General features: G+C 72.0%; 14 protein-coding genes and 1 pseudogene. 8 read left to right on the forward strand and 7 right to left on the reverse strand.

Annotated elements, in window-relative coordinates; all coding sequences use genetic code 11:
* Nucleotides 1–139 precede the first annotated feature (139 nt).
* The 3 genes from OV079_RS00665 to OV079_RS00675 all read left to right on the forward strand — a co-directional run bounded on the left by OV079_RS00665 (nt 140) and on the right by OV079_RS00675 (nt 5,658).
* Complete coding sequence (locus tag OV079_RS00665; protein ID WP_267765631.1) at nt 140–2,854, forward strand: YncE family protein; 2,715 nt, start codon at nt 140–142, stop codon at nt 2,852–2,854.
* Nucleotides 2,855–3,078: 224 nt separating this feature from the next.
* Nucleotides 3,079–4,209: an STAS domain-containing protein gene (locus OV079_RS00670; protein ID WP_267765633.1), complete on the forward strand. Its 1,131-nt coding sequence runs from the start codon at nt 3,079–3,081 to the stop codon at nt 4,207–4,209.
* A 312-nt stretch (nt 4,210–4,521) separates the two neighbouring features.
* Entirely contained in the window at nt 4,522–5,658 is a 1,137-nt protein-coding gene (locus OV079_RS00675; protein ID WP_267765634.1) for a Rieske 2Fe-2S domain-containing protein, read from the forward strand.
* Nucleotides 5,659–5,682: 24 nt separating this feature from the next.
* On the opposite strand, the gene OV079_RS00680 is transcribed toward OV079_RS00675, so the two are convergent.
* The 4 genes and pseudogenes from OV079_RS00680 to OV079_RS00695 form a co-directional block, all read right to left on the reverse strand.
* On the reverse strand, nt 5,683–5,895 hold the full coding sequence (locus OV079_RS00680) for a DUF3606 domain-containing protein (RefSeq protein ID WP_267765635.1): 213 nt from the start codon (nt 5,893–5,895) through the stop codon (nt 5,683–5,685).
* Nucleotides 5,896–6,043: 148 nt separating this feature from the next.
* A pseudogene (locus tag OV079_RS00685) lies at nt 6,044–6,271 on the reverse strand (DUF3072 domain-containing protein); the annotation flags it as partial.
* Between the two features lie 126 nt (nt 6,272–6,397).
* Nucleotides 6,398–7,612: a cytochrome P450 gene (locus tag OV079_RS00690; protein WP_267765637.1), complete on the reverse strand. Its 1,215-nt coding sequence runs from the start codon at nt 7,610–7,612 to the stop codon at nt 6,398–6,400.
* A 296-nt stretch (nt 7,613–7,908) separates the two neighbouring features.
* Complete coding sequence (locus tag OV079_RS00695) at nt 7,909–8,982, reverse strand: cupin domain-containing protein (protein WP_267765638.1); 1,074 nt, start codon at nt 8,980–8,982, stop codon at nt 7,909–7,911.
* 176 nt (nt 8,983–9,158) lie between these two features.
* Here OV079_RS00695 and OV079_RS00700 point away from each other — a divergent pair, with 176 nt between their 5' ends.
* Together OV079_RS00700 and OV079_RS00705 are read left to right on the forward strand one after the other, a co-directional pair.
* Nucleotides 9,159–9,596 (forward strand): hypothetical protein, encoded by a 438-nt coding sequence (locus OV079_RS00700; RefSeq protein WP_267765639.1) that lies wholly within the window; start codon nt 9,159–9,161, stop codon nt 9,594–9,596.
* Nucleotides 9,597–9,645: 49 nt separating this feature from the next.
* On the forward strand, nt 9,646–11,133 hold the full coding sequence (locus OV079_RS00705) for a flavoprotein (protein WP_267765640.1): 1,488 nt from the start codon (nt 9,646–9,648) through the stop codon (nt 11,131–11,133).
* Between the two features lie 66 nt (nt 11,134–11,199).
* On the opposite strand, the gene OV079_RS55450 is transcribed toward OV079_RS00705, so the two are convergent.
* Nucleotides 11,200–11,835: a TetR/AcrR family transcriptional regulator gene (locus OV079_RS55450; protein ID WP_267765641.1), complete on the reverse strand. Its 636-nt coding sequence runs from the start codon at nt 11,833–11,835 to the stop codon at nt 11,200–11,202.
* Nucleotides 11,836–11,906: 71 nt separating this feature from the next.
* On the opposite strand from OV079_RS55450, the gene OV079_RS00715 reads away from it, so the two are divergent.
* The 3 genes from OV079_RS00715 to OV079_RS00725 all read left to right on the forward strand — a co-directional run bounded on the left by OV079_RS00715 (nt 11,907) and on the right by OV079_RS00725 (nt 16,431).
* Nucleotides 11,907–12,650 (forward strand): Coq4 family protein, encoded by a 744-nt coding sequence (locus OV079_RS00715; protein ID WP_267765642.1) that lies wholly within the window; start codon nt 11,907–11,909, stop codon nt 12,648–12,650.
* Between the two features lie 228 nt (nt 12,651–12,878).
* Entirely contained in the window at nt 12,879–15,137 is a 2,259-nt protein-coding gene (locus tag OV079_RS00720) for an esterase-like activity of phytase family protein (protein WP_267765643.1), read from the forward strand.
* 301 nt (nt 15,138–15,438) lie between these two features.
* Nucleotides 15,439–16,431, forward strand: coding sequence for a hypothetical protein (locus OV079_RS00725; protein ID WP_267765644.1), 993 nt, complete (start codon nt 15,439–15,441; stop codon nt 16,429–16,431).
* Between the two features lie 429 nt (nt 16,432–16,860).
* Here OV079_RS00725 and OV079_RS00730 read toward each other — a convergent pair whose 3' ends face one another.
* The gene (locus OV079_RS00730; protein ID WP_267765645.1) at nt 16,861–18,405 is read right to left on the reverse strand and encodes a carboxylesterase/lipase family protein; all 1,545 of its coding nucleotides are present in this window, start codon (nt 18,403–18,405) and stop codon (nt 16,861–16,863) included.
* 227 nt (nt 18,406–18,632) lie between these two features.
* Complete coding sequence (locus tag OV079_RS00735) at nt 18,633–18,956, reverse strand: LytTR family DNA-binding domain-containing protein (protein ID WP_267765646.1); 324 nt, start codon at nt 18,954–18,956, stop codon at nt 18,633–18,635.

Consider the following 18,956-nt stretch of genomic DNA (forward strand, 5'->3'; position numbering starts at 1 on the left):
TAGGATCCTTTGACCTGCTAACATACACTCATACGACGGCGCCGCGCCCGCGCAGGCGCCTCGGACACGCGACAGTGGGGGTCGGACCCGGGGGGGACGATTCGTTGGACAATCGGCTCTGCGTAGTTGGAGGTGAGGGATGCTCTCGATAGGCGCGCGCGTATTTTCGTGGTCGGTAGGTCTGGGGCTGGCGATGGGCGCGGTGGGGGCGGCGAAGGCGACGCCCCCTTCGTACACCCTGTTCGAAAGCGGACAAGTCCGTCCGCTTGCGCTCTCGCCCGACAAGAAGACGTTATTCGCCGTCAACACGCCGGACGGCCGGCTCGAGGTCTACGACGTGACGTGGTGGGGCCTGACCCACCGGACGTCGATCCCGGTCGGCGTCGAGCCGGTCGCCGTGGCGGCCCGCAGCAACACCGAGGTGTGGGTCGTCAATCACGTGTCGGACAGTGTCAGCGTCGTCTATGTCGGCACCGCGGCGCCCAATCGCGTGACGCGGACGCTGCTCGTCGGTGACGAGCCGCGCGACATCGTCTTCGCCGGCCCCGGGAAGAACCGGGCCTTCATCACCACGGCCCACCGCGGGCAGAACATCGGCTTCGACCCGCAGTTGACGACGCCGAGCGTCGGCCGGGCCGACGTCTGGGTGTTCGACGCGACCAACCTGGGCGCGACGCTGGGCGGCACGCCGAAGACCGTGATCACCCTGTTCGCCGACACCCCGCGCGCGCTGGCGACGTCGCCCGACGGCTCGAAGGTGTACGCGGCCGCGCACTTCTCCGGCAATCGCACGACCACCATCGACTCGGTGCTGGTCGCCGGCGACACGCCGGCCCCGAACGAGAACTACGACGGCGTCCCCGCGCCCAACAACCCCCTGATCGTCAAGTACGACGGCCAGCACTGGGTCGACGAGCGCGGCGTCCAGTGGGACAGCAACGTCAAATTCAGCCTGCCCGACAAGGACCTGTTCGTCATCGACGCCAACGCCGCCACGCCGGTGCAGCTCGCCGGCTCTGCGGGCTTCTACACCGGGGTCGGCGCCATCCTCTACAACATGATCGTCCACCCGGTGAACGGGAAGATCTACGTCGCCAACACCTCCGCGCGCAACGAGGTCCGCTTCTCCGGGCCCGGCGTGTTCGCCGAGTCCAACGTCAACGGCCACTTCGCCGAGAACAACATCAGCATCGTCAACCCGCAGAGCCACACGGTCACCACCCACCACCTGAACCCGCACCTCGACTTCGACGCGCCGTTCCAGCCGCTGCCGAACGAGGACGCCGAGCTCAGCCTCGCGCTCCCGCAGGGCATGGCGATCTCCGCCGACGGCAACACGCTCTACGTCGCCGCGCTCGGCTCCGACAAGATCGGCATGTACGACACCGCGGCGCTCGAGAACAACGCGTTCTGGCCCGACCCCGCCGAGCAGCTGCAGGTCAGCGGCGGCGGACCGACGGCGGTGCTGCTCGACGAGTCGCGCTCCCGTCTGTATGTGATGACCCGCTTCGACAACGCGGTGTCGATCCTCGACACCTGCGACGGCGACGAGATCCAGCACCTGGCGATGCACAACCCCGAGCCGGCGAGCGTGACCGAGGGCCGCCGCTTCCTTTATGACGCGACGTACACCTCGGGCCGCGGCGACTCGGCGTGCGCGACCTGTCACGTGTACGGCGACGTCGACCACCTGGCGTGGGACCTCGGCAACCCAGACGGCGACGTGACGATCGCGCCCGGGCCGTTCAAGACGATCTTCCTGCCCGACTTCCCGATCGACTTCCACCCGATGAAGGGGCCGATGACGACCCAGAGCCTGCGCGGCATGGCAAACCACGGGGCGATGCACTGGCGCGGCGACAAGACCAGCCCGAACTTCCCGCCGAACGCGCAGCCGAACCAGGGTTCGTTCGACGAGGTGATGGCGTTCAAGCAGTTCAACAAGACGTTCGTCGAGGTCATGGGCCGGACGCAGGAGATCCCGGCCGCCGACATGCAGAAGTTCACCGACTTCGCGCTGCAGCTGACCTACCCGCCGAACCCGGTGCGCAACCTCGACAACTCGCTCACCGCGTTCCAGGCGGCCGGCCGCGACCTCTACATGAACAAGCCGGCCACGCTCGGCATGACCTGCAACTTCTGTCACGTGCTCGACACGACCGGCAACGCCCAGTACGGGGTCGACCGCCCGGGCTTCTTCGGCTCCGACGGCTCCTACGTCGGCACCGAATTCGTGCAGACCATGAAGGTCCCGCACCTGCGCAACGCCTATACGAAGATCGGCAAGTTCGGCCTGCCGCGCAATTCGTCGATCAACCCGCAGGAGGACGACTCGTTCCTGGGCGACCAGATCCGCGGCTTCGGCTACACGCACGAGGGCTCGATGGACTCGGTGTTCGGCTTCCTCAGCCAGATCGGCTTCGTCGAGGACCCGATCTTCAACCCCGGCGGGCTCGAGTCCGACACCCCGACCGAGCGCCGCCAGGTCGAGGCGTTCGTGCTCGCCTTCGACTCCAACATGGCCCCCATCGTCGGTCAGCAGATCACCCTGACCAGCAGCAACGCCACGACCGTCAGCTCGCGCCTCACGCTCATGCGGACCCGCGCGAGCGCGGGCGAGTGTGACCTCGTGGTCCACGGCGCCTACGGCGGGCGGATGCGCGGGTACCTGTGGAACGGCACCGCGTTCCTGCAGGACGAGCAGGCCAAGCCGACGCTCACCGACTCGCAGCTGCGGGCCCGCGCCGCCCTGCTCCTGCAGGAGCTCACCTACACCTGCGTACCGCCCGGTTCGGGCCGCCGCGTGGCCATCGACCGCGACCTCGACGGCACGCTGAACGGCGACGAGTGCTGACGACGACCTGCGCGGCGACGCGGGCGTGAGGCTCCTCGTCGCGCGGGCGCATCGGGGCGTATGGAGCGTGCGCGATTTTGTCCGGAATGGCTCTTCGCGGCTCGCCCTGTCGCCATTGACGACCCCTCGGATTCGCGCATGGGCCGCTCCGCGGGCCGCAGGCCGCCGTTGCGGCCGGCTCAGGTCGGTGCGGCGGCGCGGGGCCTCCGATATAGTGCGGCCCGATGGCGACCGTCGATCCTGCGCTCAAGTTTCAGGTCCTGACCGGGCTGCTCGAGTCCGAGAGCACGACGCTGATCGGCATCGACGCCGGTGAGGTGTTGACGCTGGCCGAGGGCAGGGGGCTGGGGCCCATGGGTGTGGCCGGGACCGCGACGGTGGGCGCCTCGCTCGCGGCGGCGTTCGGCGAGCACCCCGAGCTGGTCGAGCTGTTCCGCCGCGGCCTGCGGGGCGAGCGGGTGCGGGTCGAGAAGATTTATGGTCAGGCGTACTGGCTGCAATCGTTCTACCCGCTGCGCGGAGCCGACGGCGCCATCGTCGGCGCCGCGATGCTGGCGATCGACGTCACCCGCGACCTGACCACCGTGCGTCAGGCGCACATGCTCCGCGAGCTGGTCAACAACCTGCCGACCAACGTGTTCGCGGTCGACCCGCGCGGGGTCTGCGAGATCTCCGAGGGCGGCTTGCTGGCGGAGATCGGCCTCAAGCCGGGGCAGAACGTCGGCGTCAACGTCTTCGAGGCCTACAACGCCACCATCCCCGACCTTGCCGACGCCATGGGCGCCGCCTTCCGCGGCGAGACGCGGGTGATCGAGTTCAGCTTCGGCGACTCGCTCTACAGCCAGACCACGCTGCCGCGCCGCGACGCCCAGGGCAACTACGCCGGCGCCTACTGCATCGCCTCCGACATCACCCAGCGGCGCCGCGACGAGGAGCTGCTGCGGGCGCAGATGCGCATCATTCAGGAGCAGAAGGAGGCCATCGTGCGGCTGTCGAGCCCGATCATCGAGGTCGGGCACGACGCGCTGGCGGTCCCGCTGGTCGGGTCGCTCGACGAGCAGCGGGCGGCGACCATCATGCACGGGCTGCTCGAGGCGATCGCGCACAAGCGGGCGCGCTTCGCCATCCTCGACCTCACCGGCGTCGACACCGTGGACCCGACGTCCGCCGAGCACCTGATCCGCATCATCCACAGCGTGCGCCTGCTCGGCGCGCAGGCGATCATCACCGGCATCCGTCCGCCGATCGCCCGGATCATGGCCGAGCTCGGCCTCGACCTCAGCCGCCTGCACACCCTGCGCTCGCTGCAGGACGCGCTGCGCTACTGCGGCGAATCGAGCCCCGGCGTCCGCTGAAGCCAATCATCACAGTCGGCCGCGCTCGCCGACTCGCTGCTCGCTCGCCGTCGGTTCGCCGGCGAGCACGTCGCGGACGACGAGGTGGCGAGCCTCCGCCCGTCGCGCCGGGTGGCTCTTGCCGAGAATTTCGCCGGTAAGTTTCCTGAAGGGCGATCGCGCGTCGCCGCGCGCGTCGCAGGGAGCGCCGGGGCGCCGCCGGGCATGCGCAGGACGACCGTGCTTCTTGAAGGGCTGAAGGCGTCAGGGACGCCAGCGCGACGGCCTGGACGGCGTATTCCCGCCATCGGTGAGCGGTAGACGCACGCATCGGTGACGCCGCTGCTGACGCTTCAGGGGTACACTGGCGAGTTCATGGGTTTTTCACGACCGGCGTCCACGATGCGCGAGCGCACCTATCCACCTCCTTTCCCTGACGGGTGGTACCGCGTCGCGCTGTCGAGCGAGGTCAGGCGCGGCAAGATCCGCTACATCGAGTGCCTTGGCGAGCAGATCATCGTGTACCGCAGCGACGTCGACGACAGCGTGCACGCGATGGCGGCGTTCTGCCCGCACCTGGGGGCCAATCTCGCCGGTGGCTGCGTCAAGCAGGGCCACGTCGAGTGCCCGTTCCACGGCTGGCAGATGGCGTGCGACGGCCGTGTCGCGCACATCCCTTATGCCAGGCGGCTGCCCACGCGCTCGCTGCAGGCGACCTGGCCGATCCGCGAGCAGTACGGCCAGATCTTCATCTACCACCGCGGCGGCAGCACCCCCGACGCCGCCGTACCGCCGCCGTACGAGATGCCGGCCGTCCCCGACATCGACGACGGTCGCCTGGTGTTCCGCGGCAAGCACGACGCCGAGGTGGTGCACATGCACTTGCTCGAGTTCGCCGAGAACAGCGTCGACTTTCAGCACTTCGGCCCCCTGCACGGCAAGATGTTCGTGCCGTGGACGCGGCTGCAGGTGCCGGGGATCGCCATTCGCCACGAGGCCGCGTGGGAGCTGGACATCGACCCGGCGCGTCGCCACCTGGCCTACTTCAAGAACCACGCGATCCTCAAGATCTTCGGCCGCTTCGTGCAGAGCACCCGGGCGTCGGCGCTGATCACGTTCTACGGCCCCGCCGGGGTCGTCACGTTTCGCTTCACGATCCCCGATCTCGGCGAGATCGTCATGTTCCAGACGCACCTGCCGCTCGGCCCGCTCGAGCAGAAGGTCGATTTCCACTGGTTCGCGGCGCCGAAGATCCCGCGGCTCCTGGTGTCGTACGTGATCGGCAACTGGGTGTCGCAGTGGCGCAACGACGTCGTCATCTGGGAGAACAAGATCCACCGCCCGCGGCCGGTGCTGGTCCAGGAGGACGGGCCGATCCACCGCCTGCGCCGGTGGTTCTCGCAATTCTACCCGGACGGCAGCGACGCCAGGCTGACCCCGCAAGGCGACCAGGCGACGGCCGGCGATTGACCACCTGCTCGAAGGGGCAGGTCATCACGCGCTGCGGTCGATGATCTGCTGCGGCCGGGCGCCCATGAGGTGCTTGCGGACCCGCTCGGTGTCGTTGCTGCCGACCGAGCGGATCGCCTCGCGCAGCTCGAGCTCGGTGACGCCGAGCTCGCGCGTCCAGTAGTCGAGCTCCCAGTCGTGGTCGAGGTCGATCTTCTTCGGGTCGTGCGGCCCGTGGATCTTCTGGGCGGCGGTCATGCCTCGAGTGTGAGGGCGGGCGATCGCGGGCGCATGCGGGCTCAGGCGATCGCGGGTCCGCTCATTCGTCGAGGTCGTCGGGGCTGTAGTCCTCCTCGGGGCGGCCGCGCGAGGCCGGCCTCGTCGGTTCGTGCGGGGCGTCGTCGTGCCGGCCGCGGCCGGTGACCTGCTGCAGGGCGTCGATCCGCTTGGAGGCCTCGGCCTTCGTCAGCGCCGGGTCGAAGTCCTCGTGGGCCTCCTCGCACAGCGTCTTCAGGTACGAGGCCTGGGCGTCGGTCATCCGCTCGTCGCCGGTGACCCAATCGTCGGGGTCCTTCTCGAGGTTGGAGGGGGCGTCGTGCTCGCGCGGTGCGAGCTTCGGGTTGTCCTTGCGCATGCAAGGAGTGTAGGGGCGGCGCGCCATTCGCCCAGCCATGGGCCGAACGACCGCGAACCCCGGCGCCCGCGGCGGCACGCGCCCATCGCCGCGCAGGCCGCGGCGACGCGGCGACGGTCGCGGTCGCTAGGCGCCGAGGCGGACCCGCAGCTGCGAGGGGCCGCGGTCTTGCAGGCTGGCGCCGCGGTAGTCGAATCCGCCGACGAGCCGCCACTCGGGGAATCGCAGCAGGGCCTGCAGCGCCTCCTCGAGCTCGAGCCGGGCGAGCGGGCCGCCGGGGCAGTAATGCGGGCCGACGCTGAAGGTCATCGGTCGCCCGCCGCGCGCGAGGTCGAGGCGGTCGGGATCGACGTAGGCGGCGGGGTCGCGGTTGGCGGAGGCGAGGATCGGGAACACCAGCTGGCCCTTGCGGATCTGCTTGCCGCCGATCTCGAGGTCCTCGGCCGCCAGACGATTGGTGGTCAGCACCGAGGGCGCGAAGCGCAGCAGCTCCTCGATCGCCGGGATGAGCAACGCCGGGGTGGCGCGCAGGCGGGCGAGCTCGTCCGGGTGCTCGAGCAGGGCCAGGACGGCGCAGGCGATCTGGTTGCGCGAGGTGACGTAGCCGGCGCCGACCATCTGGAAGCACTGGATCGTGACCTCCTCGAACACGGCGGGGTCGTCGCGGTCGTCGCCGAGGAAGCGGCTGATCATGTCGTCGCCCGGGCGGGCGCGCCGCTCCTGGACGATCGCGGCGAGCAGCGCGAACAGCCTGGCGGACGACTCCTTGGCCCGCAGGGCCGGATCTTCGTCGGTGGCGCCGGCGCCGGCGACCTGCATGATGTCGGTGGTCCAGCGGCGGAAGTCGGACCGCTGCTCGTCGGGGAGGCCGAAGATCGCGCACAGGACCTCGAGGGCGATCGGGTCGGCGAATTGCCACACCACGTCGAGCTCGCCGCCGACGGTCACGCCCGCGAGAGCGTGCTCGACGCTCGCGCGCACCTCGCCGCGCACGCGCTCGATCGCCGCGGCGCTGAAGCCTCGCATCACCAGGCCGCGGCTGCGCGTGTGCTGCGGCGGGTCGAGGAACCACAACAGGCGCGACCATTGCCCGATCATCGCCTCGAGCTCGCCGGTGCCGCGCAGCGCCGGCATCAGCGTCGACAGCAGCTCGCGGGCGCGGGCGTTGACGAGACGTCGGTCGCGCACCGCGGCCTCGCAGTGGTCGTGGCGGGCGAGGAACCACGCACCGAGCGGCTCGTGATAATAGACGGGGCACTCCTCGCGGAGCCGTCGCAATAGCGGGTACGGGTCGGCGAAGAAGGCTTCGGAGAGGATCGGATATTCGGGCGACGCGGCCATCCGCCCAGGATAGCGCGGAGCCGCGGGCGGCGATCGACGCTCGGGATCGGCCGCCGTGGTCGTGCAGAACGATGATTCATTGCGCGTTCGGTTCGCGGCGCTCGCCATCGCGCGTCGGCAGATCGCGGACTTCGGGATGGACGCGCGACATGTTGCGGAGCGAGGAGCCCGACGCGGCGGTCGGCGCCGACGTGGGGCGAGCGACGGCGCGACATGCTGCGGAGCGAGAGCCCGACGCGGCGATCGGCGCCAGCAGGCCGACGTGCGGGCGAGCGAGCCCTACGAACATTCGCCGGTCACGCCGGCAGGCGCACCTCGAGCAGCTCGAGATCGGGCGAGCAGGCGGTGAGGGCGTGCGGCAGGGCGGGCGGGACCACCACGCAATCGCCGGCGGCCAGCGACTCGTCGCGAGGGCCCGACCAGGTGACGCTGCCGGCAAGCACGAACCACAGCAGGAGCTCGCCGTCGTGGCGGGCGTCCGGCGTGGCGTCGGCGCCGTGCGGCCGGATCACGCGTACGTCGGCGAGGCCGGCGGTCGCGGCGGCGATGCCGGTGTCGCGCGCGAGGAAGCCGGGGAAGCGCCAGGCGTCCCAGCGGGCGCTCGCGGCCTGGTGGTGGACGAACCGCTGGCCGCCGAAATCACGCTCGGGTCGCAGCTCGGCGGTCGGCAGCGCGAGCTCGTGATCGGCGAAGGTCTCGTGCTCGGCGGGGCAGCTGACCTCGAGCACCTCGAGGCCCGGCGAGCTCTCGAGCACGCGGTGGCGGATGTGCGGCGGCTGCAGCACGCAGTCGCCGGCGTGCAGCTCGAACGGCGGGCCCTGGTCTTCGTAGACGACGCGGACCCACCCGCGCAGGCAGTAGATCAGCTGGAAGCGGACGATGTGATAATGCACGTAGTCGGGCACCGGGCCGCCGGCGACGATGCCGATCTGCGAGCCGATGAATCGGCCGCCCAGATGCCCGGGGATGAGGTCGCGGTAGCGCATGCCGGCCCGGCCGACGCCGCGGTGGGCGTCGTCGCCGGCGCGCGTGAGCACCAGCGCGGGCACGAGCGGCGGCAGCTCTGGCGGCGGAGCGGCGGCCACCAGCTCGACGCGGGTCCCGTTGGGTGCGACGAGCTCGCCGGCCCCACCGGCCACGCGCGCAGGGTCGTCGCAGCAGAGCCGCAAGACGCCGGGCGCGCCCGCGGCCCCCTGCAGCAGCCGCAGCCGCAGGCCGTGGCCGCTCAGGAGGGCGGTCCGCGGGGCGTCGGCCGGGGCGATGGCGTCGAGGCGGAAGCCGAGGACGTCGACGAAGAAGGCGATCGTGAGCGCGAGCTCGGGGCAGGGCAGGACGACCTCGGCGGCGCGGATGTTGGTGCTCGTGGACATGTCGTGAGAGACCTGTTGTCATGGACATGTCGCCAAGGACATGTCTGTAGCGATTCGCCGCGGCTCGGAGCGGCCCGGGGGCCCGGGCAGCTTAGCTCGAGGCTGCCCGCGGCTCTGGGGGGCGCGGGCCGCAGACCCCGCGATCCGCGCGAGGGGCGGCGTGGTAGGCTGCGGGCGTGAGACCCGACATCGGACGAAGACTGTGCGTGCCGGCGATCCTCGCGGTGTCCTCGGTGACCGCGGCGCCGGCCTGCAGCAATACCGACAAGACGACGATGACCGAGACCACCGGGACGTCCGAGGGCGACCCGACGAGCACGAGCACGAGCACGACCACGAGCACGACCACGACGGCGACCGAGCCGACCACCGGGACGACGATGGACCCGACGGCGGCGACGACGACGACGACCTCGGAGACGGACACCGACGGGGTGCCCGACTGCGACGCGATCGAAGATCAGGCGACCTGCGAGGCGACACCCCTGTGCGCCTGGCCGCCGGAGATCTTGCAATGCACGGTCGACTGCATGCAGATCACCGACGAGTCGGTCTGCGGCGTGCAGCAGTTCTGCGCGTGGATCGACGGCCAGTGCGAGATGCTCATCATATGATAGCATCCCGGGCGGCCCGGTCGGGCTGCGAGCTGAACCAGGACGAGAGATGACGGATCCCGAGCGCTGGACCGAATGGAACCTCCGCCGCGCGTCGGTGGTCCGGATCTACGAATGCGGCGAGCGCATGGTGGTGCTGTCCCCGGACGGCGACGGCCAGGCGCTCACCGGCGACTCGGCGGCGCTGGCCGCCGCGGTGCTGGCGTTCCTCGAGGCGCCGCACACGGGGGCCGAGGTGCTGGCGCACGTCGAGGCGCTGGCCGGCGCGCCGATCGAGCGGCCCGAGGTGATCGGGGAGCTGCTCGCTCTGCTGCTGCGGGCGGGCGCGCTCGCGGCGGCGACGGCCGCAGAGCCGGCGAGGCCGACGCGGGCTGGCGGGCCGCGGGTGGTGCTGGGGCTGACCGGGGCGGCGGCGACGATGCACGCGCCGGCGCTGATCCAGCGGCTGCAGGCGCGCGGCTTCGAGGTGCGCGCGGCGGTCACGGACAGCGCGCTGCGGTTCGTCCGCGCCGAGGCGCTCGAGGCGCTGACGCACGCGCCGGTGGTCAGCGCGATCTGGCCGGAGAGCCAGGTCCACCGCGTGCCCCACATCGAGCTGGCGCAGTGGGCCGACGCGGTGCTGGTGTGCCCGGCGTCGGCGACGACGATCGCGCGCCTGGCCGCGGGCGACCACGCGTCGGTGGTGGCGGCGATCGCCCTGGCCACGCGCGCGCCGGTGCTGGTGGTGCCGTCGATGAACCCCGCGATGTACGCGGAGCCGGCGGTGCAGCGCAACCTGGCCCGGCTGGTCGCGGACGGGCTGCACGTGGCGCACCCGGCCCGCGCGCTCGAGGTGGCAGACCCGCCGGCGACGCGCACGCCGATGCTCGGCGGGGCGCCGCCGCCGGAGGTGGTGGTGCAGCTGCTCGAGGCGATCGTCCGCGAGCGCGCGAGCGCGGCGCTGTCGCAGGCGCCGCGCGGGGCGGCGGGCTGGGACCGGCTGTACCGCACGCACGCGGCCGCCGCGCTGCCGTGGCAGCGCGAGGAGGCCGATCCGGACCTGCTGGCGGCGCTGGAGCACGAGGGCGCGTCCGGGCTGGCGGTGCTCGAGGTCGGGGCAGGGCTCGGGGCGCTGGCGACCGCGATCGCGGGGCGCGGGCACTCGGTGATCGCCAGCGACATCTCGGCGGCGGCGCTCGAGCAAGCCCGCGCCCGCGCGCCCGAGAGCCGGGCGATCTGGCTGTGCGACGACATCACCGAGACGCGCCTGCGCGGCCGCTTCGACGCGGCGATCGACCGCGCGTGCCTGCACCTGCTCGCCGGCGCGGAGGCCGGGCGCTACGCGGCGGCGATGGCCCGGCTGGTCCGACCCGGCGGGGCGCTGCTCGTGAAGACGCTGGCGGAGCCGGCGGCGGGCGTGACGCCCTATGCCCGCGAGGCGATCGCGGCGCTGTTCGCCCCGGCGTTCGCGCTCGAGCGCGAGGCCGCGAGCACGCTGCCGGGGCCGGCCACGAACCCGGCGGCGCGGCTGTTCGTGCTGCGGCGGCTGTCCGATTGAGCATGCTCTGAAGGGCATGTTCCGATGGGCATGGCGTGAAGACCATATCCTGAGAGACATCTGGACTCAGGCGCGGCGGCGGCTCTCGCCGAGGGTGCCGAGGATCATCGCGCGCATGGCGAGGGCGAGGGCGGGGTCGTCGAGGCGCTCGGGTTCGCGGCGCAGGGTGGTGCGGATGAGGCCGCCGAGGCCGCGGACCAGCACGGTGGCGGTGAGGGCGGGGTGGGCCAGGTCGAGCTCGGCGCGGCCGGCGAGGGCCTGCGAGACCATGGCCTCGACGGCGACCTCGAAGGCGTCGATGGTGTCGAGGTGGTCGCGGGCCAGCGATTGGTGCAGCGCCTGGTGCAGCCGCGGGGCGACGCGGTGCATGGCGACGATCGCGGCGACCAGGCGATCGACCGCGGCCGGCAGCGCCAGGCCGTCGATGCCGGTGAGGGCGTCGGCGAGCACGGCCTGCATCTCGGCGACGTGACGGCGACCGATCTCCTGCAGCAGCGCCTCGCGGTCGGCGAAGTACTGGTAGAGGGTGCCGATGCTGACGCCGGCGCGCGCGGCCACGGCGTTGGTGGTGGCCGCGGCCGGTCCCTTGCGCGCCAAGATCTGAGCGGCCGCCTCGACGATGGCGTCGACGGTGGCCTGACCCCGGCTCTGAATCGGGCTCCGGCGGCGTTTGACGGGCTTCTTGCGGGCGGCGGCGGGCACGGGACAAAAGCGAGTAGCGAGGATCTGAGCAAAGGCTCATTTTCTTTGCAAGCCCGCAGGGAGTGATTCGCATGCGCAAGATCGTCGGCCTGTTCCGCTTCGCCAGCACCTACGTCCGCCTCGTCCGCGACACCGACCGCCTCGACCTGGTGTTCGCCCTCGCCGATTCGTTCGACGAGTCGCCCGGGCTGCGGCGCATGCTGGCCCGCCCCGAGGTGAAGGCGTACCTGGCCCGCCCGCTGCCGCCGCTGACGCTCAAGCTCGAGGAGCTGCGTGCGCTGCCGGAGGGCAGCCTGGGGCGCGAATTCGCCAGGTTCCTCGACCAGCGCAAGCTCGACCCGACGGGGGTCTATCACAGCGCCGTCGACACGTCGGGCGACGCGGCGCTGATGAAGCTCCACCTCGAGCGCAGCCACGACCTGTGGCACACGGTGCTCGGCTTCGACACCGACGTGGCCGGCGAGCTCGGGCTGCAGGCGTTCTACATCGCCCATGCAGTCGCCGCTCGGGCACCTGCTGCTGTCGGCGGGGCTGCTCAACGGGATGCTGTTCCAGCACGAGGACGGCGACCGGCGCATGGAGGCGATCACCCGCGGCTGGCGCCTCGGCAAGACGATGCGGCCGCTGTTCGGGGCGGACTGGGCGGCGATGCTGACCTGGCCGATCGAGCAGGTGCGCGAGCACTTCGGGATCACGCCGGAGCACGTGCGCACGGCGGCGATGGCGGCCTGAGCCACGAGCGATGGGCCGAGGCCGGCTCTGTGCGGCCCGGCTTGACAGGGCGCGGCGGGGCGGGCCAGATCGCGCAGCGATGAGCCGGGCTCCGTCGTTCCGCGCGCGCTTCGAGGCGAAAGTCGCTGGCCTGCGCGCGCAGCCCACGATTCACGAGAGGGTCATCCGGCCGCGGGCGTCGGCGGAATGCGAGCTCGAGAGCGGCTGGACGCGCGCGCCGCAGTGCGTGCAGGCGTGGGCCTCGCCGTGCAGCGTGGAGGCGCTGAGCGGGGTCCGCGAACATGCGTAGCGGGCTCGGGCTGGTACTGGCATTGGCGAGCGCGTGCGGGCGGCCGGCCGCGGCCCCGCCGGCGACGCTGGTCGGGCGCGCGGTGCTGCCGGCGGCCACGTTCGCGCCCGGGCCGGCCTCGGGCGCCCGGCTCGGTCCGTCGCCGATCCACGGGCAGCAGGCGCCGTTTCCGTCGCAGCCGGTGCAGGGGTTCTCGGCGCTGGTCGCGGTGGGCGACGGGACCTACCTCGCGCTCGCCGACAACGGCTACGGGAAGATCGAGAACTCGGCCGACTTCCACCTGCGGGTCTACACATTGCGGCTCGACCCGCGCACTGCGAATGGTGGTAGCGGTGCGGTCGAGATCGTCGGGCACTTCGAGCTGCGCGATCCGGGGCGCGCGGTCAGATTCCCGATCGTCCAGCAATTCAGCGAGGCGCGGGTGCTGACCGGCGCCGACTTCGACCCCGAATCGATGCAGCGCGCGCCCGACGGGACGCTGTGGTTCGGCGACGAGTTCGGGCCGTTCTTGCTGCACACGTCGGCCGATGGGATCGTGCTGGAGCCGCCGATCGGCCTGCCGGACGTCGAACAGCCGGGGCTGGAGCTGCGCGCGCCGCAGAACCCGAACAACGAGGAGGGCGCGGCGCTGCGGCTGATGAACGCGCTGGACTGGCGGGCTCGGCAGCGCGGCGCGACTCGGCCCCCGGTGCTGTCGCCGCACCACGCGATGGTCGTCGACGACGAGCCCGGCGAGCTCGGGCGCGAGCTGTTCGACGTGAAGTCGCTGCGCGCGGCCGGGTTCCCGGTGGTGGTGTGGACCGTCAACGAGGTCGCGCGCATGCACGCGCTGATGCGCCTCGGGGTCGACGGCATCATCTCCGACCGGCCCGATCTTTTAATGAAGGCGGCGCGCAGCTTCGACGGGGACGGGGACGGGGTGCCGGAGCTCGTCGGGGCGGACGGGCTGGTGCGGCGCGATGTGATCGACCTGCAAGGACATCGCGGGGCGCGTGACCTGCGGCCCGAGAACACGTTGCCGGCGATGGAGGCGGCGCTCGACCACCTGGTGACGACGCTCGAGACCGATGTCGGCCTGACCGCGGACGACGTACCGGTGCTGGGGCACGATCCGCAGCTCGATCCGCGCAAGTGTCGTGACGTGCTCGGCGGCGAGACTTCGCGCGCGGTGCGGGCGCTGATGATCGCGGAGCTGCAGCGGCGGTTCGTGTGCGACGGTCTGGTGCGCGGGCCCGAACAGACGAATGAGCGCGCGCTGTCGCCGGTGACGGTCGCGTTCGCCGGCGCGGAGGGGCTCGCCGATCCGTACACGCCGCCGACGCTGGCGCAGTGGCTCCGCTTCGTCGCGGCTTACGCCGACTACTATTCGACGGGGCCGGGCGCGAGCCACCCGGAGGCGGCGCTACGGGCCGCGAACGCGCGGCAGGTGCGGTTCAGCGTCGAGACCAAGTTGACGCCGGAGGACGACTTCGCGGCGCTGTTCGCCGCGCGCGTCAGCGAGGCGATCGCGGCCGCGGGTGTGGCCGAGCGGGCGTGGGTGCAGAGCTTCGACCTTCGCGCTCTGGGGCACGTGCAAGACCTTGCGCCGGCGATCGGTACGGTGGTGCTGCTGGCCGACGGGGTGAACCTGCCGATCGGGAGCGAGGCGCCGAGCCCGTGGCTGGCGGGGCTCTGGTGGCCGCACGGGGTGACCGCGCGGACGCAGCCGCTGCGGGTGGCGACGAGCGGCGGGTTCGAGGGGATGGCGCTGCGCAGCTCGCCGCCGGCGCTGCTGCCGATGCTCGAGAAGCCGGTCGCGGGTGCGCCGGCGGGCGAGGTGTGGGTCCACGAGTTCGACCTGTCGCAAAGGACATATACCGGTCGGCGCTGGGTCCATCGCCTGGAGCCGCGCGCGACGGCGGCGGCCGACTTCCAGCTCGACGCCGAGGGGCGCGGGTTCGTGATCGAGCGCGACGACAGCGAGGGCGAGCTCGGCGGTTACAAGGCGATCCGCGTGCTCACGCTCGGCGCTCCAGGCGCGACGGCGGAGGTGGTGACGCAGATCGATCTGCTGGCGATCGCCGACCCGCACGGGCTCGCGCCGGCGGTCGCGGGGGACGTCGGTGTGGGCGAGGGTCGCTTCGCCATGCCGTTCGTCACCATCGAGAGCCTGGTGCTGCTGCCCGCGGAGCGGGTGCTGGTCGCCAACGACAACAACTTCCCGTTCAGCGTCGGGCGCCACCGCGGCGACGAGCGCCCGGACGACGGGGAATTCGTGGTGCTCCAGTGGGCGCCCCGGTGACGGCGGGGGCGGTCGACCTCGCGGCGTAGATCGATCGCGCCGCGGGCTCGTTCGGGGAGAGCAGCCTCATTTCCTCGGCGCAGCTCCAGCGACGGCGGTCCTTCGATCCTGTCCGTCGCGGCGAGTTGCGGCGAATGGAAGGTACGCCGTCATGAACCTCGTATGCGATCACCATGGTGCCCTGATCTTGTCCGCCGCGGGCGCGTCCTCGACCCCGCGGTGCAGCCGGTGCGGCGAGTCGATCGCCGGCCGGGAGGTTCGAGGCGCGGGCCGCATGACGGGCGCCCGCGATGAAAACTCGGTGTTGTTCTCGCTCGCCAGCCTGCGCGCGCTCGAGGTCGGTACCGTCGCCGATGCGCCCGCGCCGCTGGCGGTGGCGAAGCGCCCGTCGTCGGCGCCGGAGCCGACCGACGGCTCGGGCCTCATCGATGTGCGCGCGCTCGGCGGCGTGATGCAGGCGGAGCGCCCGCAGGCGCGAGCGCCCCGCTTCAGCGAGCTGACGACCGCGCCGCTGGTGATCCCGCCGACGCCGGTGCGCGGCCGGGCGACGTCGGCGCCGCCGCCGATGCCGCTGTACCTGATGCTGGGCGTGGTGGCCCTGGGAATGATGGGACTCGCGGGCTTCCTGGTGACGCGCCCGCCGACGCCGGCGCCGGTGATCATCGAGCGCCACATCTCGCAGGCGCCGATGGTGGTGGCGTCGGCGTCGGCGGCGGAGGCGGAGCCCGAAGCGGAGGCGGAGCCGGCCGTGCCCGCGGCGACGGTCGCCGCGGCCCTACCCGCCGAGCCCGCCGAGCCCGCCGAGCCCGGGCCGAGCAAGCGCCCGCGCAAGCCGGTCATCAAGCCGGCGACGCCGGGCGCGGACAAGCCGGCGCCGATCAAGGTGGTGACGCCGGCGGCCCCGTCCGGGCCGGCGAACGACAGCGTCGAGTGCCTGCTCTCGCCCGAGAAGTGCAAGACCAAGCCGGCGACGGCGCCGAAGGTCGAGCCGCCGCCGGCGTCTGTCTCTGCGGACAGCTTGCCCGAGAAGCTCGAGCCGGCCGACATCGCCGACGGCACCCGCGCGGCCAAGGCCGCGGCGCTGGACCGCTGCCGCACGCACGCGCGCGGCGGCGAGAAGGTGACGATCAAGCTGTCGATCGCGGGCCCCGACGGCAAGGTGCTGACCGCAGCGCCGCAGGACGACGCGGGCAACCCGACGCTGGCGAATTGCGCGGCCGGCGAGCTGATGCGCTCGACCTTCAAGAAGGTGAGCAAGGCGCAGATCGGGGCGGTGGCGACGCTGAAGTTCTGAGGTCGAGCCGCGCCACGAAGACGAGCGCGGTCGCGGGCGAGGATGCCCGCGACCGCCGGTGAATCGGGGCGGGCTTGTGATTCGCGCGGAAGCCATCGGTCGGGCCGAGTCATTGCATTCGCCGCGCCACGAAGACGAGAGCGGTCGCGGGCGAGGATGCCCGCGACCGCCGGTGAATCGGGGCGGGCTTGTGATTCGCGCGGACGCCATCGGTCGGGCCGAGTCATTGCATTCGCCACGCCCCCGAGGGCAGTGTGGTTGCGGGTGACGTAGAGCGCTCCCAGTTGCGGGAGTGGGAGCGGCGGCGGATCCTCGCATTCGCCGGGTTCGTGGGTGTCCTTGGCGACGACGAGAGCCTGTCTTGATTGGCCAACCTGGTCGATTGCGAATGCGCGCATCGCCGAACGCGCGTTCGGCGATGCGCGTAGGTCAAGGCTGCGTCGCCCAGAACTCGAGCTGGTGCTCGGTCCGATGATCGACGGGCTGGATGTTGCCCTTGCCGGCCGCCAGCGCCAGCACGTTCGGGGTCGCCGCGGTGAAGCGATCCCAGGTCGGGAGCTGCTCGCCGTTCGGATCGCCGGTGCGGGCGAAGTTCGACCAGTAACGGATCATCTGCTCCGACAGGCGCAGCCGCGCCGGCGTCAAGGTCGAGCCGTCGCCGAACAGGTACTCGGTGTCGTCGGCGTGCAGCGCTCCGGCGCGCAGCTCGGGCGCAAACGGGAGGTCGTGCTCGCTCGCCTCGGCGAACTCGAAGAAGTAGACCGGGGCGCGCTCGGCGAAGATCGCGTTCTGCTCGGAGGTCGTGCGGGCCCACAGGCGATCGGTCAGCAATTGCGCCCAGGCCTCGGCCGCCGAGGCGTAGTTTGCCAGCGGGTAGGCGGCCGCGACGGCCTCGGCCTGATCGCCGAAGGCCTTGGCCAGCAGGTCGGGGTATTGCTCGGCGGTGATCGGCGCGCCGGCGAGGTCGTGGAACAGGCCGACGAACAGGCGGTGCTCGTCGCGGGTGTGACCGGCGAGCACCGGCACCGCGCGGAACCGGCCGGCGCGCAGCGCCTCGCCCGGGTTCTCGGGCAGGATCGCGTCGCCGGGCACGTAGGGCTGGAACATGTGCATGACCGCGGGGACCGCGAGGATCTGCGCGACCGGAAGCTCGCGCAGGCACGCCAGCGCCGTCGCCGGGTCGCCGCAGCCGAGCTGGCCTGCGACGTGGAGGCCGAGCGGCTCCTGCTCGTCCCGCGTGGCCCACAAGATGTAGGGGTCGGCCGGCACGTCCGGGCCCATGCCGCCGGGGACGATGTCCATCAGCGCCTCGCCGCTGTGCAGGATGACGCGGTGGAACAGCCCGTCGGCGCTCGGCGAGGTCAGATGGGCGGTCGTCGCGGTCGCGCCGTACGACACGCCGAACAGGGTGACGTTGTCGGGGTCGCCGCCGAACGCCGCGGCGTTGCGCTGGACCCACTTCAGCGCGAGCTGCTGGTCCTGCAGGCCGAAGGTGCCCGAGCCGTCGAGGCCGGGGTAGACGAAGTTGCCGAACACGCCGAGGCGGAAGTTGATCGTCACGACCACGACGTCGCCCTCGCTGGCCAGCCTGCGGGCGTCGAACAGGTCGCCGGCCCCGATCGCGCCGTCGCCGTGGATCCACACCATCACCGGCCGCGACGCGCCGGGTCCGCGCGGGGTGGTGACATTGAGGTACAGACAATCCTCGGTGTCGCTGGCGATGTCGACGTAGGCGGTGCCGACCTGCGGGCAGCGGTTGCCCGGGCGCGTGGCGTCGCGCAGCTCGGTCCACGCGCTCGCGGGACGCGGGGCCTGCCAGCGCAGCGCGCCGACCGGGGGCTCGCCGTAGGGGATGCCTTGGAACAGGCGGACCTCGTCGGTCAGCGTGCCGCGCACGCGACCGACGTCGGTCTCGACGATCGACTCGTCGCTGGTCGAACACGCCGCCAGGGACAGGGCTGCGCCGATTCTCATCCATTGCTTCGTCGCTCTCTGCGTCATCGCCGGACCTCGTGTGCGGCGAGGTTAGGCGACGGACCGCGACGCGCCGGCCCGCGCGGGACGAAGGCCGGCGTTCGGGGGACGAACGCGGTCGCTCGTGGGACGGGCGCGGTCCACGGCGAACGATCGCGGCAGCGCTGGCGGACCGGCAGCTCGACGCCGCCGACGAAGAGCGCCCGACGCTGCGCAGCAGCTCACTCTCACGGCAGGCGGTCGCGGTAGCGCTGGCTCACCGGCAGCTCGACGCCGACGGCGAGGATCGCCCGGTACTCGCCGGCGCCGACGCTGCGCAGCTCCTTGACCGCGTCGAGGCGGACCGCGTAGGAGCGGTGGATCCGGACGAACACGCGCGGGTCGAGCTGGGCCTCGAGGGCGCTCAGGGTCGTGCGCAGCAGGTGGACCTCCGCGCCGACGTGCAGCTCGACGTAGTTGGCGCTGGCCGCCAGCCAGTCGATGCTGGCCGTGGCGACGAAGATCGTCCGCTTGCCGAGAGTGACCGCGACGCGCTCGAGCCAGGTCGTCAC

Origin of the sequence: Nannocystis pusilla (genome assembly GCF_026626665.1) — a bacterium.
GTDB lineage: Bacteria > Myxococcota_A > Polyangia > Nannocystales > Nannocystaceae > Nannocystis > Nannocystis pusilla.